The sequence below is a fragment of the Streptomyces sp. NPDC047022 genome (genome assembly GCF_040644155.1).
Taxonomy (GTDB): domain Bacteria; phylum Actinomycetota; class Actinomycetes; order Streptomycetales; family Streptomycetaceae; genus Streptomyces.
In genome coordinates this window covers 1-20,493 of record NZ_JBEYVV010000057.1, presented here as the reverse complement: position 1 = coordinate 20,493, position 20,493 = coordinate 1, and the positions used below count along the sequence as shown (strand labels likewise).

23 protein-coding genes are annotated in these 20,493 nt (G+C 68.9%); 18 read left to right on the top strand and 5 right to left on the bottom strand.

Features of this window, described 5'->3' with window-relative positions:
- The first annotated feature begins 1,638 nt into the window (after nt 1-1,638).
- On the top strand, nt 1,639-1,908 hold the full coding sequence (locus ABZ845_RS30880) for a hypothetical protein (RefSeq protein ID WP_360986483.1): 270 nt from the start codon (nt 1,639-1,641) through the stop codon (nt 1,906-1,908).
- Here ABZ845_RS30880 and ABZ845_RS30875 read toward each other — a convergent pair.
- Nucleotides 1,894-2,367 (bottom strand): hypothetical protein, encoded by a 474-nt coding sequence (locus tag ABZ845_RS30875; RefSeq protein ID WP_360986480.1) that lies wholly within the window; start codon nt 2,365-2,367, stop codon nt 1,894-1,896. The genes ABZ845_RS30880 and ABZ845_RS30875 overlap by 15 nt on opposite strands.
- A 450-nt stretch (nt 2,368-2,817) precedes the next feature.
- On the opposite strand from ABZ845_RS30875, the gene ABZ845_RS30870 reads away from it, so the two are divergent.
- Nucleotides 2,818-3,204, top strand: coding sequence for a hypothetical protein (locus tag ABZ845_RS30870; RefSeq protein WP_360986477.1), 387 nt, complete (start codon nt 2,818-2,820; stop codon nt 3,202-3,204).
- A 104-nt stretch (nt 3,205-3,308) separates the two neighbouring features.
- Here the strand turns inward: ABZ845_RS30870 and ABZ845_RS30865 are convergent, their stop codons facing one another.
- The 3 genes from ABZ845_RS30865 to ABZ845_RS30855 all read right to left on the bottom strand — a co-directional run bounded on the left by ABZ845_RS30865 (nt 3,309) and on the right by ABZ845_RS30855 (nt 6,558).
- A complete protein-coding gene (locus ABZ845_RS30865; protein ID WP_360986474.1) occupies nt 3,309-4,763 on the bottom strand; it encodes a hypothetical protein in 1,455 nt (484 codons plus the stop codon).
- A 574-nt stretch (nt 4,764-5,337) separates the two neighbouring features.
- Nucleotides 5,338-5,664, bottom strand: coding sequence for a hypothetical protein (locus tag ABZ845_RS30860; RefSeq protein WP_360986471.1), 327 nt, complete (start codon nt 5,662-5,664; stop codon nt 5,338-5,340).
- Nucleotides 5,665-5,775: 111 nt separating this feature from the next.
- Nucleotides 5,776-6,558: a GntR family transcriptional regulator gene (locus ABZ845_RS30855; protein WP_360986468.1), complete on the bottom strand. Its 783-nt coding sequence runs from the start codon at nt 6,556-6,558 to the stop codon at nt 5,776-5,778.
- Nucleotides 6,559-6,893: 335 nt separating this feature from the next.
- Here ABZ845_RS30855 and ABZ845_RS30850 point away from each other — a divergent pair, with 335 nt between their 5' ends.
- From ABZ845_RS30850 to ABZ845_RS30815, 8 genes are all read left to right on the top strand, one after another.
- Nucleotides 6,894-7,037, top strand: coding sequence for a hypothetical protein (locus ABZ845_RS30850; RefSeq protein WP_360986465.1), 144 nt, complete (start codon nt 6,894-6,896; stop codon nt 7,035-7,037).
- A 337-nt stretch (nt 7,038-7,374) separates the two neighbouring features.
- Nucleotides 7,375-7,731, top strand: coding sequence for a WhiB family transcriptional regulator (locus ABZ845_RS30845; RefSeq protein ID WP_360986462.1), 357 nt, complete (start codon nt 7,375-7,377; stop codon nt 7,729-7,731).
- Nucleotides 7,728-8,429 (top strand): hypothetical protein, encoded by a 702-nt coding sequence (locus ABZ845_RS30840; protein ID WP_360986459.1) that lies wholly within the window; start codon nt 7,728-7,730, stop codon nt 8,427-8,429. Before ABZ845_RS30845 ends, ABZ845_RS30840 begins: the two co-directional genes overlap by 4 nt.
- Nucleotides 8,426-8,875: a hypothetical protein gene (locus tag ABZ845_RS30835; protein WP_360986456.1), complete on the top strand. Its 450-nt coding sequence runs from the start codon at nt 8,426-8,428 to the stop codon at nt 8,873-8,875. Before ABZ845_RS30840 ends, ABZ845_RS30835 begins: the two co-directional genes overlap by 4 nt.
- A complete protein-coding gene (locus ABZ845_RS30830; RefSeq protein ID WP_360986453.1) occupies nt 8,872-9,750 on the top strand; it encodes a hypothetical protein in 879 nt (292 codons plus the stop codon). Before ABZ845_RS30835 ends, ABZ845_RS30830 begins: the two co-directional genes overlap by 4 nt.
- A 182-nt stretch (nt 9,751-9,932) precedes the next feature.
- A complete protein-coding gene (locus tag ABZ845_RS30825) occupies nt 9,933-10,115 on the top strand; it encodes a hypothetical protein (protein WP_360986450.1) in 183 nt (60 codons plus the stop codon).
- Nucleotides 10,116-10,159: 44 nt separating this feature from the next.
- Entirely contained in the window at nt 10,160-11,332 is a 1,173-nt protein-coding gene (locus ABZ845_RS30820; RefSeq protein WP_360986447.1) for a hypothetical protein, read from the top strand.
- A gap of 81 nt (nt 11,333-11,413) precedes the next feature.
- On the top strand, nt 11,414-11,686 hold the full coding sequence (locus ABZ845_RS30815) for a hypothetical protein (RefSeq protein WP_360986444.1): 273 nt from the start codon (nt 11,414-11,416) through the stop codon (nt 11,684-11,686).
- Between the two features lie 495 nt (nt 11,687-12,181).
- Here ABZ845_RS30815 and ABZ845_RS30810 read toward each other — a convergent pair whose 3' ends face one another.
- Nucleotides 12,182-12,466 carry a hypothetical protein gene (locus tag ABZ845_RS30810; protein ID WP_360986441.1) on the bottom strand — a complete coding sequence of 95 codons (285 nt, stop codon included), beginning with the start codon at nt 12,464-12,466 and terminating at the stop codon, nt 12,182-12,184.
- Between the two features lie 220 nt (nt 12,467-12,686).
- Between ABZ845_RS30810 and ABZ845_RS30805 the strand changes: the two genes are divergently transcribed.
- The 8 genes from ABZ845_RS30805 to ABZ845_RS30770 all read left to right on the top strand — a co-directional run bounded on the left by ABZ845_RS30805 (nt 12,687) and on the right by ABZ845_RS30770 (nt 20,090).
- The gene (locus tag ABZ845_RS30805) at nt 12,687-12,872 is read left to right on the top strand and encodes a hypothetical protein (RefSeq protein ID WP_360986438.1); all 186 of its coding nucleotides are present in this window, start codon (nt 12,687-12,689) and stop codon (nt 12,870-12,872) included.
- A 95-nt stretch (nt 12,873-12,967) separates the two neighbouring features.
- Nucleotides 12,968-13,633: a hypothetical protein gene (locus ABZ845_RS30800; protein ID WP_360986435.1), complete on the top strand. Its 666-nt coding sequence runs from the start codon at nt 12,968-12,970 to the stop codon at nt 13,631-13,633.
- The gene (locus ABZ845_RS30795) at nt 13,630-14,619 is read left to right on the top strand and encodes a hypothetical protein (protein ID WP_360986432.1); all 990 of its coding nucleotides are present in this window, start codon (nt 13,630-13,632) and stop codon (nt 14,617-14,619) included. The genes ABZ845_RS30800 and ABZ845_RS30795 overlap by 4 nt, the downstream gene beginning before the upstream one ends.
- A gap of 157 nt (nt 14,620-14,776) precedes the next feature.
- On the top strand, nt 14,777-15,955 hold the full coding sequence (locus ABZ845_RS30790) for a hypothetical protein (protein WP_360986429.1): 1,179 nt from the start codon (nt 14,777-14,779) through the stop codon (nt 15,953-15,955).
- A gap of 81 nt (nt 15,956-16,036) precedes the next feature.
- On the top strand, nt 16,037-16,318 hold the full coding sequence (locus ABZ845_RS30785) for a helix-turn-helix transcriptional regulator (RefSeq protein ID WP_360986426.1): 282 nt from the start codon (nt 16,037-16,039) through the stop codon (nt 16,316-16,318).
- Complete coding sequence (locus ABZ845_RS30780) at nt 16,315-18,459, top strand: hypothetical protein (RefSeq protein ID WP_360986423.1); 2,145 nt, start codon at nt 16,315-16,317, stop codon at nt 18,457-18,459. The genes ABZ845_RS30785 and ABZ845_RS30780 overlap by 4 nt, the downstream gene beginning before the upstream one ends.
- Nucleotides 18,460-18,462: 3 nt before the next feature.
- Nucleotides 18,463-18,993: a hypothetical protein gene (locus ABZ845_RS30775; RefSeq protein WP_360986420.1), complete on the top strand. Its 531-nt coding sequence runs from the start codon at nt 18,463-18,465 to the stop codon at nt 18,991-18,993.
- A 221-nt stretch (nt 18,994-19,214) separates the two neighbouring features.
- Nucleotides 19,215-20,090 (top strand): GIY-YIG nuclease family protein, encoded by an 876-nt coding sequence (locus tag ABZ845_RS30770; protein WP_360986417.1) that lies wholly within the window; start codon nt 19,215-19,217, stop codon nt 20,088-20,090.
- Nucleotides 20,091-20,493 lie beyond the last annotated feature (403 nt).

The following is a 20,493-nucleotide window of genomic DNA, read 5'->3' as shown; positions in this document are numbered from 1 at the left end:
GGTAGCTTGTGCGAACACCAGGATGTCGGTTAGTGAGTGGCAGCATCCGGAAGACGCCGACTGCCGCGAAACCGGAACCGCCCCCCGGGGGGGTATGCCCGGACTTCGTCCGGTCTAGGGCAATCCCTTCGGGATTGCCCAACTACGGGCATGGATGCGCGCGTTGCGCGCTATGCCCCAACGCTGCGCGTTGGGGCGGGAATTGGGTGTTCGTCAGTTCTGTCTCTGTTGTCCGCTTTTGGGTCTCATGTGTAAGTGGGGTCGATTTGTTGGGAGTTGGGCAGTTCGCTGCGCTCACCGTGTCACGTCCGGCCGGAGCGGAGGGGCTGCCGGTGAGGGGGCCGTGAAGGGGTCTGGGCGGCCCGTGGAGGCTCCCTGGGGGCTTGCTGGCCCAACTGCCCTGCCCTGGGCTGGGAGGCGCTCAGATCGCCGTACAGCCATTCCGCGGGGAATTCGGCGCGGCTTTTCCATTCCACACCATTTCGATAACGGTTGCGGCGGCGCATTGATATGAATAGCGGGCATCCGGATCCGGGGTAATTCGGCCGATGGGGGCGACTAGGTAAATGTGTCCGTTATGGACGGCGGCGAATACTCGAGCGTATTCGAATAGATCGGTCACATAGACACGGTGGGGATTATAGTGCGGCTGATGGAGACTTTTAGGGTGGCTAATTCCCAGGGAGATTGCGGGGCGGATCAATTCCCCTTTTGTGATTCCCGGGGGTCCTCCGTGATATAGCAGCCTTTTATTCTTGCGCATTCTCGGATTCTCCGGATCAGAAAGGGCGCTTAGATAGGTTGTTCAGTGTTCGATGATTGTGGTGCCGGGCGTGGTGTTCTTGACGCGGTGTGCCTCGGCGTAATGGCCTGTGCAGACGTGCCAGCGGCCGTTTCGACGGCCGTCGGTCCACAATTCGATTTCCCGGACGGCGCGGGGGCATGTGCCGTCTGCGGTGCGGATGCGCTGTTCTGCGCATAGGTCGCAGTGCGGCGCGTAGGGCGCGGCTCTGAGGGGTGGGGGCGCTGGGGCGGCCGGTGGTGGGGACGGGGGGGCCGCGGGCGTGGTGCGTGGGCCGGTGAATGCGGTGAGGAGGGACTCCAGAGCCTGCACGGCGTCCTGTAGGCCGGTGTCGACGTCGTCCGGCTCCTCCAGCTCCTCGACGTCGTCCAGCTCCTCGAACTCGTCCTCCAGGGCCTCGGGCTCGTATGGCGTGGCGGGCTCCTGGGGGCGTCGGGGCGGGGCGGGGCGCTGGGGGCCGGCTGAGGGCCTGAACGGGGCTGTGGGGGCCGGTGGGCGCTGTCTTGGGGGCATGCGCCAGCGGTTGCCGGTCCGGAAGGGACGGCCGCGCTGGGGGAGGTCGGGCCGGTGGTCATCGGGGCCGGTGGTGGGGCGGTCTACGGGGATCCATCGGCCGCATCGGCAGTCGCGGCATCGGATGGTGGTGCCGCCGCGTGCCCGTGTGCCTTGGTTGGCATAGCCGCACTGGGGGCACGGGTCCATGAGGAATACGGGCAGCATTCTGCCTATGCTACGCGCTATTGCCTATGCCATTCGGCGCGCATTCCTTCTTATGGATCTTGTTTCTGCGGAGTTTTCTTCGGAGTTTCCCTATGCCGGACGATGTAGTCATACGGATGCGGGAGGCATCGTTGGTGATCGAAATCGTGTTTTCTGCGGATGCGAGTCTGTCCGCGCTGCGCGAACGGGTCCTCGAGGTTGCGGCCGGTCATCCGGACGGCCGCCCCGGCGTGAAGACGGCCATCGAGGAGGCGTTCCGCGATGGTGACGTCGTGTACGCGGTGATGACGTGCGGGGCGTGGCGTGTCGACCTGGGCGGGGGGTGGGCGGTCGGGATCCGCTCCGGCGTCCGGGAGGGGTTCAGGGGGCGGTCATGCCGTCCGTGAGAACCGGTCCGGGGATATGCGCCGTCGGGCCGTCTGTTCGTCCCACACGGCCGTGAGGAGCATCGCGCGCTCGGCGAGGATCTCGGCCTGCTCGGGGTCGTCGGCGGGGTCGCGGCCGAGGAGCTGCATGCCGCGGGCCGCGAGGCTGCTCCAGGTGCTGTCTGTGGCGGGCCGGGTGTCGATCTCGGCGTATGGGCCGCATGCGAGGCGGACGACGTCGGCGAGCTGGCCGGTGCAGACCTCAACGCGGACCGGCGCATGCATCCATGCAAGTCCCTGGGTGTTGCGGATGATCGTCCGTACCTGTGCCGGGGGGGTGGCTGCTGACCATGCCCGCGCTCGCAGGACGCGGAGTACGCCGCTGCCGCTTTTCTCGCCGGTGAGGAGCAACCGGCCGTCACCGGTGGTGTTCTGGCCGATGGTCAGCGCGTACCGGGCTATGTCGGGTAGGTACGTCATGCGCTTGTCCTATCAGAGGGGGTCGGGCCCACAGGTGGCGCAGTTCCGGGGCACGCTGTGCCTCTTTCGGAGTTCTTCGGCCGTGAAGAGGTTCGGGAGACGGGCCCAGTATCCGGGATAGGGATTTCCTTCTTGTTCGCTTTCCCGGAGTTCTTCGAGGCTTCGTTCGGGGGTACTCAATGTGGGGCAGTTCCAGCGGTGCAGCCGGTTGCCCCCTTGGCCGATGGCATAGGTGGCGCCCCCGTCCAGTTCGCGTTTGTACCGCGCAATGTCCGCACTCGCCTCGCGTCGGGCGTCGTCCACGTACCGACAGGGGTTGCAGAAGCGTTCGTTTCCGCCACCCGAAAAACAGGCGCAATTCCCGCAGCGCTGGCACGAAATGCATTCATGCACGCGAACGCCTGGCCGATGCGGCCATGCATTGACGTCCAAACTCATATGGTTATCGCCGTGATGCTGCCGGATGTTGATGAGTCCGAGACTTTGCAGCTCATCGAGATATGGCTGCTCCTCGCCTTTGGCGATTCCGGCCAGGGCGTAGCAGGGCTCGATTTCGTCGTCATCGGTGATGGCCAGGAGTACGACGTACAGAAGTCGTGCGGTCGGGCTGAGTTGGGAGTTCAGCACGGTGTCGCGGTCGACCTGGACCGGAAGCGTGCGTTGACGGGTCCTGATGGGCAATGGAGCGTCTTTCTCGAAAGTCTGAACGGTTGGACTGCCGGAATCCTCGCGGATTCGATCATCGGACGGTCACCGTTTTGCCTCCTGCCACGCCGTGATGCGAGCCAGGTGCGGATTGATCAGGTGGTGTTCGTGGGCGGTGGCCAAGCGGCATGACTGGTAGGGCGCGGCTCCGCAGCGGGGGCAGGGGACGGTGCGTGCCGGGTGCTGTTCCGGCACGCCGAGGGAGGCCCGGAGTTCTTCGGGCATCGGGGCGCCCATCAGAACGGTGCCGGACTCTGTGCTGTGGCTAGCTCGCGTTCCTCGGCGATCAGGCATCGGCCACAGAGACCCTGGGTCTGTGCCGGTCGTCCGCATGGGGTGTCGTCGTGGCCTCGGCACATCAGCAGCACGGGCGGCAGCATGGGGGGCGGCCCGGCCATCGGTCCGGTTTCGGACTGTTCCTCGAACTGCTCTTGGCCGAACTCCGCGGACTGCTCGGCGTCGTGCGGTTCCTCGATATCCGTCCAGTCGACGCCGTCAGGGACCCCAGGGGCGTCCTGGGGGCCCTCGGGGGCCTCGGGCGGGGCTCCGGCGACCCAACGCTCCCTGAGGGCGTTAGCGGCGCGTTCAGCGGCTCGGGCGTCGCACTCGGTGCACTCGGCGCCGGTGGTCAGCAGGATCCCGCTCTCGCACTCCGGCCGGATGCACTCGGTGTAGCTCAGCAGCGTGACCAGGTAGCCGATGGGGCGCTGGATCCGGTCGGGCGCGGTGTAGCTCCTCGCGGCGCGTTCGGGACCACGGGCCCCGTACCAACCGCGGTTGAGCCGCAGCACGGCGTGCTCTGCCGTCCTCGGGTGCGCACGAAACGCCGAGGGCCGTGCGTCCGTGTCGTGCCCCAGGAACGCCCTGACGGCCCGCCGGAGCGTCTTCGGGCGGGTCCCGGGCCGCTGGCCTGCCTCCTCCAGCATCGGGGCCAGCAGCCGCCAGATCTCTTCCTCGCCCGCCACCGGCCGCTCCTGCCGCGTCTTCACCACCCCGGAGCCTCGCTTGCTGCTCTTGCCTCGCTGGGCCGGGACGTTCTTCGAGTCGGCGGCTGTGCCGCCTTCGGCGTCAGCCGCTGAATCCGCCGCAGCCTCGCGCGCGCCTGCACGCGCGAGGCCACCCGCACTTTGGCCTCCGGCCGATCCCCCCGTCTTTCCCTCTTCGTGTAGTTCCACCTTCGTGTAGTTACCGACGCGATTCGTGGGGTGTCCGGAGACGCGATTCGTGAGGTCTCCGGAGACGCGATTTTTCGCGTCTCCGGGCCGACCTGTGGGTTTGTTCTTTTGGGCGGCGTACCACTCCTGGATCGAGGCGTACCCCTCCCAGCCCGGCGGGGGCTCCTCGTGCACGGTGTAGACGTTGCGCTTCCGGCTGTTGTTCGTCCCGTAGCGCTGGGGGTCGACGTCCACCAGGCCGAAGGGGATCAGTTCCTTGTTGAGCACTCGGCTCACTGCCTCCGGCCGCTTGTCCAGCATGTCGGCCAGCGACTGCTGAGAAGGCCACACGACGTCGTCGCCGCGCTCGGTGCTCACGTGGGCGCGCATGAGGCTGTAGAGCCGGTACCCGGCATCGGACAGCCCGGACATCAGGAGTGCCCATTGGCCTGTCTGGACGATCCGGAACCGGCTCCGGCGCCCGGCACGGAACTCATCCGGCTGGAAGTCGTCCTCTGAGGGGGAGGCGATGCTCATCGGGCCACCGCCCCGGACGCGTCGCTCCGGGCGGTTACAGCCGCACCGCGGTGTGATCCATCCCACAGCCGGCCGTCTGGCCGTGGCCGCTGCCGGGGGACTTCGGCCGATGCGCCCCGCTCGTACAGCGAGTCGGACGCGGTCAGCTCCACCGGCGTTAGTCCGGCGCTCCGGCGGCGCGCTGCCGCACGGTCACGGAACCGCGCGATGCGGAGCCGCTCCTCCAGCTCGGCCGCCGTCAGACGCACCGGTGGCACCAGGACGGCGCGGGCGCGGGTGCGGCATTCGCGGGTGGCGTAGATGGACGCGGGGCGCCCGTCGATGTCCGGCTCGATGTCCGATCCACAGCCGCATAGGCATACGGGCCAGCGTCGGCGCGTCCTGTCAATCTCACATGGCGGCCGTACTGACACGGCTTGTACCCTCACAGGGCACTCCTTGCATTGGTAGCGGTAGTGCGAGTGACACCGAAGGCGCGCGTCAACGCGGGTGTCGTCCGGGTACAGAGCTGGTAACTCTGTCCGGGCACGGGGCTCCACCGGATGGTGGGGCCCTTGGCGTTATCTGGGGCCGCTCATGCGGCGGTCCGTACGGGGATCACGAGCCCACGGGGTGTGATCTTGGCGCCCGCAAGGCGCATGGCGCGCATGGTGCCCAGGAACGAGGCATCGGCGTTCGCCGCGATAGCCGCAACGACCATGACCATGAGCGCCTCTTCCACGGTCAGGCGGCGTGCACTACCGCGTCCCGCGTGGACACGGTCGATGACCTTGACTAGTCCCTCGCGAACTGCGCGGTCCAGTGCCTGGTAGCTGCACACCGCAGACTCAACTACCTGCCTGAATGACACGGTGTCATCAGAAACGTCCCAGTGATCGGGCAGTGCCACAGAGAACGCCATGACCCCCTCCAGCCTCATGAAAGTTTTTCGACGCGAGAGAACTTACGCTCCTCACGCACCTCTTGACAATCCGTGAAGAGACAGCGCATTAGTGTGACTGGCAGTAGTTGATCAAGCGACCCCGCGCACGGGCCACTTGGCCGACTCGGCGCGCTGGAGCTCCGCCACCATCTCGACCCGGTCCGCCGGGATCACTCGCACCGTCGCCTCCAGCGGCTGACCGGTCCTGTCTGACCGCCCGATGAGAGTCAGCTCCAGGACCGGCAGCGCCGCCGAGATCGACAACAGGCGCGCCTCTTCAGCGGTGGGCATGCGGGCCCGCGTCGTCTCGTGCCATGCGATGGGACCGTGGCCTGCCTCTTCCAGCCGGTCCAGGTAGCCACCGGGGCCGGTTGAGGGCTGAGCGATCTGCGGGGCGTCCGACACGGCCTGATGGCTGAGCCAGGTATCGACCACCTGAAACGGTGGTTCGCCTACGGGACTGGTCACCCGGCGTCGGCGCAGCGTCGGAGTTCCCGGCTCGACTCCGAACACGTCGGCAACGGGGGCCGGTGCCGGTTCGACGGATGCTTTCGGCTGGCCGTGGATCTGCCATGGCTCCTGGGGGTGCGCGGCGGCCGGGAACACGTAGCCGCGGGCAGGGTCCCGCTCGATCGCCACGCCGCGCGTGATGCGCCTCCTCGGCGGTGCGGGCGGCTGCACGATGGCGCCGGTTCCGCGTACGACGCGGATCAATCCCTCCTCTTCCAGCACTTCCAGTGCGCGGCGAATAGTCGCAGTAGAAACGCCCCTTTCCTGGGTGAGATCGCGAATGCTCAACACCCTTCCGATCTCGTAATCGCCCCCTCGGATCTTCTGCCGCAAATAGGCGGCTTCTACCTCATACCGGGCCACTCTTGTTCCTCCTTGATCAGTAGCTGACCTGATCACGGTATCAAGACCGGTAATGGTCAACCAATAGATACGTATCTGATTGACAGAACCGGTTTTGATTGGAACTCTCTTCACCGCACCACAAAACAGCGCGGCCCCCGGTGCACCCACACCGAGAGCCGCAGTCCGAACCCCCTGAGCTGAGGGAGAACAGACATGCAAATGATCGCAGACACCGCCGTCTTACCGCCGACCGATCCTCGGCCGCCGCTCCCCCGCCGTCCCCAGCCTCACGAGGACAACGGCCGGACCCCGGTCCGGTCCCCCGGCCGCCCGCACCCCGAGGACGGCCGGTCATGAGCGACCAGGAACGCGCCGCCGCCGTCGCGGCCATGGAAGCGGCCCGCGTCAGGGCCGCCGAGGATCTCGCTCGCGCGAATGCCGCCGCCGCCGCACTCGCCAAGGTCGTGCAGCAGTCGACCGGCCAGCGCTCCGGCTGAGCCTGCCCGGCCGACCCATCGGGGCCGGGGCAGAGCACCGCGCCCGCGACGAGCCACCCCGGCCCCCTCTTTCAGCACACCCCAAAGCCTTACGAGGAGTGACAAGTGAACCTTGTCGGCAGATTGACCGGCCGCACCCGTGACGGGTCCATGGGCCGCCCCGCGGATTCCGCCCGTCAGGCAGACAGGCAGGGCTGGGCCACCTACGACCGCACCGGTGGATTCAGTCCGCGCGCCACCGGCTCCGCCCGGTCCGGCCGCCGATGGGGCCGCCGCACCTGACCGGCCCCGACACCCGGACCCCCCTTCCCTCTTCTCCTTCACCCAGGAGTCCGCCATGCGCACCACCGCCTTACCGCATACCGACCGGCCCGGCACGGATGAGCTGCTCGTCCGCTACCGCCTCGCTGCCCGCGCCTCACGCACCACCACCGCCGAGGACATCGTCCCGGTCTGCTCGACCGACCCGAACACCTTCTTCGAGGGCCAGGCATCCGGGCTCACCCAATCGCCCAACCGGCATGAGCGTTCCGCGCTACTCCTCTGCTCCCGCTGCCCGCTGGCCGCGCGCTGCCTGGTGACCGACATGCGCGAGGCGCCGTCCGTGTTCCAGGTGATCGGCGTCCGTGCGGGCCTGCGTCAGTCGGAGCGGCGCGCGCTGTACCTGGCACTGCGTCGGGCGGGCGTCCTGTGAGCGCCGACGCGATCGAGACGACCGAGCAGGACATCGAGGAGCACATCGAGGAGACGGCCGCCGAGGAGACGGCCGCCGAGGAGACGATCGCCGAGGAGACGGCCGACGTCGACACCCGGCGGGCGCGCCGGGCCCGGCGCCGGATGCTGCGCGCGATGCCGGACGCGGAGCCGGTGATGCCGGACCGCGTGCACCAGCTGGTGCACGACCGGCGTATCCGGTGGGCCACCTTCAACCTGTCGGCCGCCGCCGCCGGGCACGTCGCCCTGTGGAGTCTGACCGGCGACCCGATGACCGTCATGCACTACATGGCGCGCGCCGCCGTGTCCGTGCCGGAGATGACGGCGACCGGCATCACCGGCGTCTGCCTGGTGGCCGGGTGGAAAGGCGCGCGCCTCGTTCACCTGCACCGCTTGCCCGGGGTGCTGGGTCTCCTCGCGCCCGTGGGGGCTGCTGTGGGGGCCGCGTGCTGGGGTTCGGGCACCGTGCCGGCTGTCGGAGCCGGGCTCGAATTCCTCGGCTCCTGGGGCCCGTTGGCGGCCCCGATCCTGACCGCCGGTCCGGCCGCCGCCGCGTGCTGGTGGCTCCTCGACCGCCGCGCCGCCGGATGGTTCCGCCCGCTGCGCTGGGTCGCCCGAATACCACTCGCCACCATCGCCACCGCCGCACTCATCTACACACCCGGAGCCACCCGATGACCACCACCCTGCACACCGTCACTCTCGCGGCCGGGCCCGTCCTCGGCACCGTCGGAACGTCCGGGCTCACGTTCACCACCGGCATGGTGTTGCTGGCCGGGCTCCGCAGCTCGGACCGCGTGAAGATGAACCGCGACAAGGCGGGCGGGCTGGGCATCGCGCTGGGCACGTTCGCCGGTGCGGCCGGATCCCTGTGGAGCAGCCTGACCACCGGCGTGGCTCAGGTCCCCACCCAGTTGATCCAGGGGGCCGGGGCCGGGGACATGGGTCTCGGCGGCGTCGCCCTCGGCCTGACCGTGATGACGTTCTTCTTCCGCTGGAAGCGCGACATCTGGCCTGCGCTCCTCGGCATCTCCGCCGGAGTCATCTATGGGCAGGCGGGCGGCGTGTGGGCCCTCGGACACAACCTGGTGTTCAAACTCGCCGCCGCCCTGGGGGCGATGTGACCGCCGCCGACGAACTGCGCGCCGTCACGCGCGGATCAGGGAGCGCCCTGGTGGCTCTGTGGTCCGGATCGATGATCCTCGGCAGCAAGCTGTGCCGTTGTGCCGGAGCCGCTGGCCGGTGGGCATGGGAGCAGGCGCGCACCGACACCACCACCCAGGACGATGCCGGAGAAGAGGCGGTCCGGCGCCGTCCCGTCCTCGAGGCTTTGGGCATGCTCGCCCTCAGCGGGGCACTCGCGGCCGGAGCACTGGGCACCCTCGCCGCGCTCGCGCTGCCATATCTGCGGGCGCTGGCTCCGTGGCGGGGCGCGGCCGTCGCCGTGGGCACTCTCGCGTGGATGGTGGCGGCATGGATGGTGGCCCCGGCCGCCGCCGACGATGCCGCCGAGGACGGCGCGGGGGACGCCCTGATGGATGACGACGCGGCCCCGGCTCCGGCCGACGTCCTCGGCCGCCACGTCGTCGCCTCCCTCGCCGAGTTGGAAGCCGAGGGCCGCAGCGGCATCCACGTGACCGCGCTCATCGCGTCGGCGGAGGCCGCGGGCATCCTCGCCCCCGGCTCGACCGACAAGGCCACGATGCGCGCGTGGCTGACCGAGTCCGGGTTCCCCGTCACGAAGTCGGTGAAGGTGGCCGGGAGCGTCGACTATGGGCTACGCGTCGACCGGCTCCGGGAGGCCATCGGGGCACCCCCCGGGACCACCCTCGCGCAGCTGATCGGGGGAGGCCCCGAGGACCCCGCCAGCGGGCCCGTTCCGGCGCCTGCCGGGGCCGCGCTTCCGGCCGCCGCCGGGCCCCTGTCCGGGCGACTGCTGAGCCTGGTGAAACCCCTCCCCGAGGGCGACGGCCAGGAGGACGCCGAGGGGGCGGCGTAGAGGCGGCTACCGCCCGTTCTACCTGCGGTTCTACCGACCGGCTACCACCGTCTACCGGCCGATCTACCGGCCCCGCTACCCGGCGCCACATCGTGCGCTGACTCCCGGGGGCGGCCTGCCACTACGCCGAGACCGTCCCCGGGACGCCTCCCATCACCATGACGAGACAGGAGATCTCCAGCATGGCATTCCGACGCTCCATCCCTCAGAACGAACTCCGCGACAAGCTGACCGACTCGGACCGTGAGCAGCACGGCACCGACTACACCCCGAGCCGGGGTGGCTGGGTGAAGCGCCCGGCACCGGCGCCGACTTCCGGCGCCGGTGGCACCGGACGCGGGCGCCTGTTCGGGCGTAAGCCGTGATGCGGCAGGCTGTACCGATCACCACCCACCGGAGGACCCACCCCATGTCCCGATTCACCCGAGCCCACGGCGCGACCCTGGGACTCCTCGTGCCCGCGCTCATGGCGCTGGGCATGTCCGCCGACACGTCGTACCGCTACATGGGTCTCGCGCTCCACATCACCGCGCCCATCGAACGGGCCGCCCTGTGCGGGGTCGCGGAAGCCGCGATCATCGCCCTCACGCTGTATGCGTGGGCGACATCCACCAGGACGGCCGCCTACCTCGCGTACGCGGCCGTCCTGATTCAGGCCGTACCGGCGTTCCGGGTCTCCGGCGACAGCGGCGGACTGATCCGCGTCGCCCTCGGCCCCGTGCTCCTCGCGCTGCTCCTTCATCTGCTCCTCGGGCTGGAGCTGCGGATGACCGGCGCGCGCTCCGACTCCCTGATGAGTCAGGCCGCACGCGAACTGCGCGAGCGGCTGACTGCCCGGCTCGGGATCGGTGCGCGGGGTGCGGACTCCGCGGCCATCGCCCGGTCCCGTGCGGCCGACCGTGCGGTACGTCTCGCGGGCGCAGCAAACCTCTCACCCCGCAGTACGCGCCGAAGCGAGAGGCGTAATAAAGCTCTCGCTCAGGCTCTCGATGCCGCACGGCACGGCCTTGACGGCGACGCGGCCGACGCGGCAGAGGCCGCAATCGTGGCGCGGGTGGTGCGCCTGAAGTCGGCGGCGCATCTCGCTGACATTGCGGTGCGCCACGACTGGAATGCGGTCCTGTACGCCGATATGCAGTCGAGTGCACTGCCCGCACCAAACGGTGCGCTCGCGCGCCTCGGCGAGGCACGACGGCGCGCACTGTGGGGCATCCGCCCGGTCATTCCGCCGCGCCCCGATGCGGATCCCGCCGTTGAGACCACGCATGGTCCTGCGGAGGAACACGCCGCTCAGGACGTGTATGGATACGAGGCCAACGAGCACCAGGACCAGGAGCACGAGGGCAGTGCGGACCCCGTCTCATACGCCGCGATGCTCCTCGCACACGAGCCTCCGCACTGGGCAGGCATGACCGTACGGCAGGCGGTTGCCCGCGCCGACGAACTGATCCCTGAAGTGAAGCCTGCCGTTCTCGCGCAGGCTCTCGCACTCGTCGGAGTGGAGACGACCGCGGGCAGCATCCGCAGTACGCGCAGTGCACTGCGCAATGCGAAGCGCAAGGAACCTCTCACCCAGGGGTGAGAGACCGAAGGAACCTCTCGCCCGGCAGTGCACTGCGCAATGCGAAGCGCAAGGAACCTCTCACCACGTGGAGATCGAATGATGACCGTCTACCTGTTCCCGTTCAGTGGCGAGGAAGGATCCGACCTCACCCGGTATGAGGCGCTGGAGGTAGCCAATGCCGCCGGGTTCATGGTCGCTGAGACGGAAGCACTCCGCGAGCATCCCGAAGTGCCGCTCACGTGGGCCCGGCGGGATGAGCTGCTGGAGAGCATCGGATACCGGCGCACGGGCCCATGGGTTCCCCAGGGCGATGACGAGTCGCGTTTCCAAGCAACGGTCGAACCGGTACCCGGGCACAACTCCAGGCCGTGACACCCCGCGCCCGTGCGACCCATCAGACCGGACCGCGCGCATCGCGCGGCCGAACCGCACAACGAGAGAAGGGGAGATCATCATGAACTGTGGAAACTGCGGAGCCGCTGCCCTTCAGCAGCCCGGCGGGGGATGGATCTGCTCGCGCCTGTGCGGGTGGTCCTCCGGCGTGGCGCCGGTAGCCTCCAACCATGCCGACCGACCCGGAGCAGCCTGTGACACCGCCGACCACTGACCGGCCCCCCTTCCAGTTCCAACGGGAGATCACGGCGAGCACCTGCCCGGAGTGTTCGGCGGAAGTGCACGGCGTGAACAACCGGTTCGCATGCACCCTGTGCGGGTGGGTCTCCCCGTGGGATCAGTCGTCATCCCCTCTGCCGACGGCCGAGGACGATCCCGACTACCCCGGCCCCGAAGACTGACCCGTTCCCCTGTGGCCCCGGCACGCCGTACATCAGGCGTGCCGGGGCCACAGTCATTGGCGCGCCCCTGGGGTCACAGGTGCTGATGTAAGTAGCGCAGCACGGCGCACACCACGAGGAAGAGGACGATGCGCCCGAGCGGAAATCCGTCGGACGGCACCGGGGCATCCGGGTCCTCCCACCACGGCACATAGTGTTCCGAGAGATAGATGCGCCGGACGCGGTCGTCGTCTCCGGGCTTGAGAGCGCCATGCGCGAGACGCCGATGCGTCCGCTGCTCATTGAGCGCGTCCTCTTCCAGCTTGTGCGGTTCGTCGGAATGCACTTCGCAGCGGCGGCACTCGTATATGTACGGCATGAGGGGTCACGGTAATGGCCGCTGCTGTGTCCGCTCCGGGCTTGTCGGAAACGGCTTGGACCGGACGGCCGGCTGTGACATGTCGTCAGTCCGCGGGCCCCGTCCGATGCTTGCCGTACGGGCCTGTGACGGCAGGATGCGGCGCCGCCACGGCCGCGAAGCGGTGCCGGTGCCCCGGTAGGCTTTTCAGCAGAACCACGGACACAGAAGAGGGGGGCGCATGCCCGAGGATCCGATAGGCCAGGAGATGAGCCGCATTCTCAATGAGAAATTGCAGCGCGTCATCGATAAGCAGACTGAGCACACCATCGCTCTCGCCAACCACACGGCCGCACTCGACCGGCTCGAAAAGGGTCAAGAGCAACTGAAGGCGATGATCCAGGAACTCCTGAACCGCGAGCAGTGAGCAGCGGCCCCCGCCGGACAGGTGGGGGCCGTCGTCGTCTGCGCACCCTCTACGCTCGGGCTTCCGTCCCCGTACCAGAGCGCAGGAGACAGAGCATGGGCCAGCTACCGGCCGAGGGCCGCAGAATCGCGATGATCGGCAAGGGAGGCTCCGGGAAGTCGACCACGCTGGGATATCTCCTCGCGCACTGGGCGGCCGACGGGATCCCCGCCGCCGCACTGGACGCGGACGAGCCGGGCGAGGGGGAGTTGGGCAGTCTGTACGCGTGGTCGGACATGGTCGATCTCGGGGCGCCGGTGTACCGGGCGCCCGCGGCGAGCCGCATCGGAGCCGAGGCGCAGCGCCTCACACCTCCGGCTGGACTCCTCGCCGTCGACACCGGGGCATGGGAGCGGCGCGCGGGTAACGCGCACTTCGCCGTGCTCGCGTCCGTTGATCTCGCCGTCCTTACCTTGCAGCCGACGACGATGGAGATCGAGCGGGCCGGGTCCGTCCTGGCCGCGCTGGACCAGCTGGCCGCCGTCGGCGTCACCCCGCCGCGTCTGGTCATGCTGCTGACGATGGTGAACCGCGCCGCCGCGTCCGCGCTGGAGACTCGTCGGGACCTGGAGGGTTCCGGCTGCACGATCCTGCGGACCGAGATCCCGCGCTCGGACGCCCGCGACGGCTACGCGCAGGCTTTCGGGCAGGAACCGCGCGTGGTGCCCGGCTCACCCATGGCGCTCCTCGCCGAGGAGCTGATCGAGGAGTGCATCAGGTGAGCCGACGTGCCGCTGTCGACCGTGGGGCGCTGCTGAGCGGCCTGCGTTCCCGCACCGCGCCGGAAGCGGAAAACCCGCTCCTGGCCCGGACGGCGGGCGATCCCCTCGCCGCGCTGAAGGCATTGGGGGAGTTGCTGCCGGACCTCGATGACGTCCAGGACGTGGCCGACGACGATGTCTCGGAACTGACCGCGATCGAGGCGCGGCAGAAGGACGAGACCGAGGAGGTGATCCGGACGGCGGTCGCTGTCGGCAACGCAGCGATCTGGATCATCGCCGAGGCCCTGGAGCGCGCTGCCAAGGGCAAGTGGTGGCGCCGGAGCCACCCGACGTATGCGGCGTATGTGGGGGACCTCACCGGCCGCTCCGCGTCCTATGTCCGCCGGTTGCGCCTGGGTGCGCCGCTGGCCCTGGAGACGGCCGCGCGGACCGGCCGCGTCCCGAACCCCGGGCAGATGGACCAGACGCGCAAAGCGGAGCAGCAGCACGGCACGGAGGCCGCGATCCTGCTCTTCCATGTCGTCTCGGACGTCGCCGGACAGCTGGGTGGCAATGCGACGGCCGAGACACTCGGGACGGTCCGCCAGGAGCTACCGCCGGTGCTGCCGGATGCGCCGGAGGAGATGCGGGCGACGATCGAGCGGGTTGCCCGGCGCACCCTCGGCGATGACGGCGCGGACGACGAGACGGGGGCGCGCGACGACGATGCGGGCGACGGCGTGCGAATTCGCACACCCCGGGATGAGGCGGCCGGGTCCGGCGAGGGGGAGGAGATCGAGGACGCCGAGATCATCCCCGATCACCTGGCCACCCTCCAGCACGCCCTGAAGACGCTGAAGGCGGTCAACCGCGCCGCCACCAAAGACACGTTCGCGCAGGGCGCCGCCGACGCGCAGACGGCCGAGGAGTACGACGCGGTGCGCCTCGCCATCGTGAAGACGGCTACCGCGATCCGGAACAAGGCGTTGCACGGCCGGAGGGACTGAGCGTCCGGCCGCGCCCGTGGGGTCCCCCGTCCAGCACCGGGCGGGGGACCCTTTGCACGTTCACAGGACAATCAAAGGTACGATTCACCGTACGGAAAGCTTGGTTTTCCTGGTACGATAGGGCTACGCCCGATCCACTGACACCGAGGAGCACCGAATGACCGCCACGACCGCCCCCCGCCGGAGCGACATCACCCGGTCCCTGAACTCGCTTCTCGGCAAGGATCGCCGGGATGCCGCCCACGGGTGGGACGTCATCGCGAACGGCGCCATGGTCCTGATCACCCTGAACTTCACCAACCTCGACACCGAGGCCGCCGCCTGGGACGTCATCAGCAAGCGACTCGGGGGCCGCTACCGGCTGGAGTACACCGAGCAGCTCGCCGACTACTCCGGACTGCCCGAGGAGTACGAGTACTGCGCACTCATCGAGGTGCGCGCGCTGACCGCCCCCCAGGAGACGGAGCCTGCCCCGGCCGCCGTCCAGCCGGTGACAGTGCCGACCGTCATGGGCGACACGGTCACGGTCGCCGTCCCGGTCCTGGTCTACGAGTGGCTGATGAACACGGGCATGGGCACGGGGGCCGATGACATGGACCCGGAGTGCAAAGAGACCCGGCTCGCCCTGGAAGGCGCTACGGACCACGGCGCCCACCGGCTCACGCCCTGCACCACCACCGTGCTTCGCCTCCTGGAGGAGTACGCCTACTACTGCGAGGAGTCGAACTCCTCGGACGCCGGTGACCCCGCCGAGACGGCCGCCGCGCAACTCCTCACGCGCCGCGTGCAGAGCGCCCGCGCCGCCCTCAAGACGGCGCGGAACGAGCGGGCCGCTCAGGAGTCCGAGACGGCCGCCGCCGTTCCCCAGTCCGGCGCACAGGACGCGCACCCGTCCCACACGTACAAGGTGGCCACGCACTACAGCATCGGCGGGCGCGCCTACAGGATGCGGTGCCGGATAGAGGCGCCGTCCGAGGAGCAGGCGCTGAAGGAAGCCGCCGAGCAGATCACGAGCGTGCACTCCTGGGTGGAGATCACCGCACAGACCATCGAGCAGATCGCTCCCCAGGACGCTCCCCAAGCTGCGCCGGTGGAAGCGCCGGAGATGCCCGCCGACGCGGCCGATTCCGAAGCACCGGCCGCCCTCTTCCCGGATGACACCAAGTGGCGTTTTCACTGCAACGTCTGGACGCCCGAGAACGGCCACCAGCAAAAGCGGTACCTGATGAACGGATCCTCGATGGACATCGCCCTCGGCAAGCTGCGGACCGTGCTGGAGAAGAGGCACCCGCGGATCGCGGTCGACCCGAAATGGTTCGAGCGTGTTGAAGCCTGACCGGCGGGCGGCCGGTGGGGGCGTCTCGTACACGCCCCCACCGGCCACGCGCCAACCTACCCCGACACCAGGAGTCACCCCATGTCAGAGCTGTTCGACGCCATCGACGCACTCATCGAGAACGCCGTCACCCTGCCGCCGCCCGCAGAGCGCGTCCGTCTGCGGACCGCGCACGGACTCTCACAAGCGCAGCTTGCCGACGCGCTGAAGGTGCGCCGCGCCACCATCACATCGTGGGAGGCAGGGCAGACCGAACCGCGCCCCCCACAGCGCGAGGCATACGCCCACTTCCTCAACCGCCTCGCCGAACTCCACCCCGCCGACCCGTCCGCCGCGCCTACCGACCCCGAGGAACAGCCGTGACTCAGACCAGGATCACCGGCTGCACCGCATGCGCCGGACACCAGCGCCCCGGGTACGTCCGCGAGTGGATCGCCGACCCCCACTCGCCGAACGGCGCCCGCTGGCAGTGGCAGCGCTGCCCCGACGAATGCACCGCCGACTCCCGGCGCGCCCGCATCAACGAGGAGCTGACCGCCCGCGGCCTACCCGCCTTCACCACCCCCGGCGCCCCCGCCGACGTCCTGGCCGCCGACGGCGCCCGCAACCGGACCGTAAAGCCCCCTGTGGCCGCCCCTGCGCCCGCCCCTGCCCCCTCGCCGGCCGACCCCGCCCACGCGGCTGCTGCGCCCGCCACGGCCCCCACAGAGGCCCGTACAGCGCCCGCACTCAAGCGGCCCGCCCTGGTGGCCGCCGTCTGTCTGGACGCCGGACGCGCCGGAACCGTCACGGCCGACGTCCCCGGCATCGGCATGCCCGGCGCCGCGACCCTGCCCGCACTGTTCGCGTGGATCGCTTCCGGCCCGGCCCTCGGCATCGCCCCCGTCCACGACGACGGCCGCCGCCACAACGGCACCATCGTCCTGACCCCGAAGCTCTGCAAAGCCCTCGGACTGCCCAAGACACTGCCCGCCGACACCAAGGGACAGCGCGCCCTGTCCAAGACGCTGCGCACGGCCGCCGACGCGGCCGGAATCGACCTGGGGGAGAAGATCGCGGGCCGCATGGCCGCCGTGCCCCGGAAGGTGCCCGGGGTGCGCCGCGCCTACGGCGTGAAGGTCATCATCACGCCGTGGCTCGGACAGACCGAGGGCCCCGGGCAGGCGGCAGAGGCGCACCTGACCCACCTCGGCGGGGGCGACGCGCCCGCCCTGGCACGCCGGTTGCGGCTGATGGCCGAGGATCTCGGCGTACCCCTCACCTCGACCCCGGCCGTGACCGCCCGCGAACTCCTGGAGGCTGTCCGCCCCCGCGAGCGCTGGAGCGAGAACCGCGACGCCACCCGCGTGCCCAGGGACGGCGCCATGCCCGCCGGTGACCACTGTGTGCCCGTGGCGGCCGGACGGGACCATCCCCTCACCCATGCCGCCCTGGAGGCAGGGGAGACCATCTGCCGGGAAAACGATCTCGGCCGCTGGCACCGCCCCCTCACCCCGGGGGAGGCAGAGCAGCCGTGGGCCGTCGAGATCGACGTATCCGCCGCGCACCTGTCCGTCACGGAGTCGCTGCCGCTGCCCTCCGGCCCGCTCCAGCACACCACCGCGCCCCGGTTCGACAAGCGCACCGCCGGAGTCTGGTGGTGCGACTTCACCGGCACCCGCCTTCAGGCCGCGCACGTCCCCGAGGCACTGCGGGCCGAGGCTGGCCGCATGCTGCCGCACCCCGCCACCCCCGACGGCCACGAGCCGACCGAACCGGGCTGGTACGCGACTCCCACCGTCGCCTACATGGTGGAGGCGTACGGATTCGACCCCGCCACCATCACCCAGGCGTACACCTCCACGCACACCGTGCCGCTCCTCACCCAGTGGACGGCCCGCCTGCGCACCGCCTACAAAACCCGCCTCGCCGCGCTCGGGCTGACCGACGGCATGAGCCCGGACGCGTTCCTCACCGCCCATGCTGCCCGCAGCGAGCGCGCCGCCGCCGACCCGGACGCCGCCGACGCATACGCCCTCACCGAGCTGTACAAGAGCGTCTACCGAGGCGCCACCGGCATGTGGACGACGAACGCACTCTCCCGAACCGGCGAGAGCATCCCGGACCGCGACGAACGCTGGCTCAACGAAGTCGTCACCTCCTGGCACTACCGCCCGGAGATCCGCTTCACCATCGTCGCCGCATCCCGCACCGCCATGCACCGCCGCATCACCAAGACCTACGCCCTCACCGGCCGCGCCCCCTTCGCGGTCAACGTCGACGGCCTGCTCTACGCGTGCGAGACTCCCGGCCCGCTGCCGCTCATCCCCCTCAGCGCCGACGGCAAGCAAGTCCCCGGCGCGCTGCGCCTCGGCTCCGCCCCCGGAAGCTGCAAACACGATGCGACGCTTCCCATGGCGGCCGTCCGCGAGGCACTGGAGGCGGGCGAGCCCCTCCAGGGCGCCTATGGAATCGCCCCCCGCTACGACATCCACGGCCAGCGCGCCGACACCCCCCAGGAGTGATCCATGGCAGACAAGGGACTGTTCCGCCGGATCTCCGACCGGCTGTTCCCCTCACGCAAGACGCCGGTACGCGCCACCACCCAAGCCAAGCAAGTCCGTGACAGGGAATACGGCGGCAGCACCAAGCGCATGGCCGAGGCATACGGCCGCGACCCGCGCACCGTCCAACGATGGATCAACGGGGACCGCACCCCCCAAGGAAAGGACGCCGAAAAGCTGGAGCAGGCAGCAGCCGCCGTACAAGTAACCGAACGGGGCCGCGAGCGCCGGGCCAAGCAGATCGCGGCGCGCGCCACCCCGGTAAAGGTTCGCGTCGACCGTGTCTCGGGCCAATTCAAGATCAAGGGGTCCGACGCTTTCCGTGACCGGCCGTTGGACATCGAGCTTGACCCGGAGCAGGCCGAACGGCTCGTAATGGCCGAGACCGACGACGAGACCCGGGAAGTGCTCCAGGAGGCCATTGCCGAGGAGTTCGGAGCCCGCTGGAACCCCGACGACTTCGAGTTCGACGCCAGCGGCATCGACGTCGTCTGACACCCCGGACAGCCCCCCGGCCGGACACCCCGGCCGGGGGGCTGTCCGCCGTTCTGAGCGACTCTGCGCCCACGACAGGGAGTTGGGCCAGCAACACCCCAACAGGCGCCCCAGCACGCCACCAGGCCGCGCCCCGAAGCGGGCGCGGGCTCCACTGTCAGACCGTGCCGGTACCATCCCCGCCGGTCTGACCAACCGAAGATCACCCAGGGGGAACCACCATGATTCAGCCACCCGTCCGGCACCGCCATCTGACCAAAGGCGGAGCCGTCAGGTATTTCGATGAAAACGATTCCTGCGCCGTATACCGCCTCTTCAACAACGCCGGAGAAATCATATACGTAGGGATAAGCCAGGATCCCGATAAACGAATTCAGACCCACGCACGCAAAACGTGGGGACACGAAATCGCGCGGCACGAATGGAAATGGTATGCGAACGTCCGTGAAGCCAAGGAAAAAGAACAGCGACTCATAGAGAAATACGAACCACAGCACAATATTGTCCACACGGACAGACATCAATTTATAAGCGCTGCACGCCATGGCACCGAAGCCGCGCAGCGCATGAGAGAAACCCTCGCGAAGAAGAGAGCCGCGGCGCGACTCGACGCCATGGAAGCTCTGGGACACCGCGCCGTTGCCCGCATGGGCCCCGACATGGTGCAACGCATCAAAGCGGCCGTTACAAGCGAGACAGAGACACGCATACGCGAGGGCAAGAACACCACGCAAAAACCTTGCTACCTGTGCCGGATATTCAATGCCGCCGGTGACGTCATATACGTTGCGGTCAGCCGGGATCCGGCCAAGCTTATCGAGCTGTATCGTAAGGAAAAGCCGTGGGGAAAAGAGATAGCCAGATATCAGCAGGATTGGGAACCTGACCGCGATATAGCCGACGAACACGCGCGATGGCTGATATCCACAACAACTCCCATAGGCAACGTGAAATACACGAATCAGCAGCGCCTCAATATCACTAAGAATGACCTCAGAATGCAAGAGCGTATTGCCGGAGAAAATGCGAGAGGAGTAAAGCCACCCATTTTCGGGTTCCCGCCGAATTCCCCGCAGAAGCGCTGTACGGCCATCTGAGCGCCTCCCGGCCCGTAGCAGGGCAGGGAGGCCAGCGAGCCCCACGGGAGCCCCCACGGCCCGGCCAGACCCCTTCTCGGCCCTCGTACCGGAAACCCTCGCCTCCCGCCGACGCTGACACAGGGGAGCGCAGCGAACTACCCAACTCCCAACAAATCGGCACCACTTACACACGAGACCCAAAAACGGACAACAGAGACAGAACTGACGAACACCCAATTCCCGTCCCAACGCGAAGCGTTGGGGCATAGCGCGCAACGCGCGCATCCCTGCCCGTAGTTGGGCAATCCCGAAGGGATTGCCCTAGACCGGACGAAGTCCGGGCATACCCCCCCCGGGGGGGGTGGAGCATCTGGCCACCCTGATCGACCAGACCTCCGTCATCCCGGCGGTCGACCAGATC

Coding starts and splice junctions, on each gene's coding strand:
- ABZ845_RS30880 (WP_360986483.1), top strand. CDS start 1,639: ATGCGGGAGGCATCGTTGGTGATCGAAATCGTGTTTTCTGCGGATGCG.
- ABZ845_RS30875 (WP_360986480.1), bottom strand. CDS start 2,367: ATGACGTACCTACCCGACATAGCCCGGTACGCGCTGACCATCGGCCAG.
- ABZ845_RS30865 (WP_360986474.1), bottom strand. CDS start 4,763: ATGAGCATCGCCTCCCCCTCAGAGGACGACTTCCAGCCGGATGAGTTC.
- ABZ845_RS30860 (WP_360986471.1), bottom strand. CDS start 5,664: ATGGCGTTCTCTGTGGCACTGCCCGATCACTGGGACGTTTCTGATGAC.
- ABZ845_RS30850 (WP_360986465.1), top strand. CDS start 6,894: ATGAGCGACCAGGAACGCGCCGCCGCCGTCGCGGCCATGGAAGCGGCC.
- ABZ845_RS30845 (WP_360986462.1), top strand. CDS start 7,375: ATGCGCACCACCGCCTTACCGCATACCGACCGGCCCGGCACGGATGAG.
- ABZ845_RS30835 (WP_360986456.1), top strand. CDS start 8,426: ATGACCACCACCCTGCACACCGTCACTCTCGCGGCCGGGCCCGTCCTC.
- ABZ845_RS30825 (WP_360986450.1), top strand. CDS start 9,933: ATGGCATTCCGACGCTCCATCCCTCAGAACGAACTCCGCGACAAGCTG.
- ABZ845_RS30820 (WP_360986447.1), top strand. CDS start 10,160: ATGTCCCGATTCACCCGAGCCCACGGCGCGACCCTGGGACTCCTCGTG.
- ABZ845_RS30815 (WP_360986444.1), top strand. CDS start 11,414: ATGACCGTCTACCTGTTCCCGTTCAGTGGCGAGGAAGGATCCGACCTC.
- ABZ845_RS30810 (WP_360986441.1), bottom strand. CDS start 12,466: ATGCCGTACATATACGAGTGCCGCCGCTGCGAAGTGCATTCCGACGAA.
- ABZ845_RS30805 (WP_360986438.1), top strand. CDS start 12,687: ATGCCCGAGGATCCGATAGGCCAGGAGATGAGCCGCATTCTCAATGAG.
- ABZ845_RS30800 (WP_360986435.1), top strand. CDS start 12,968: ATGGGCCAGCTACCGGCCGAGGGCCGCAGAATCGCGATGATCGGCAAG.
- ABZ845_RS30790 (WP_360986429.1), top strand. CDS start 14,777: ATGACCGCCACGACCGCCCCCCGCCGGAGCGACATCACCCGGTCCCTG.
- ABZ845_RS30785 (WP_360986426.1), top strand. CDS start 16,037: ATGTCAGAGCTGTTCGACGCCATCGACGCACTCATCGAGAACGCCGTC.
- ABZ845_RS30775 (WP_360986420.1), top strand. CDS start 18,463: ATGGCAGACAAGGGACTGTTCCGCCGGATCTCCGACCGGCTGTTCCCC.
- ABZ845_RS30770 (WP_360986417.1), top strand. CDS start 19,215: ATGATTCAGCCACCCGTCCGGCACCGCCATCTGACCAAAGGCGGAGCC.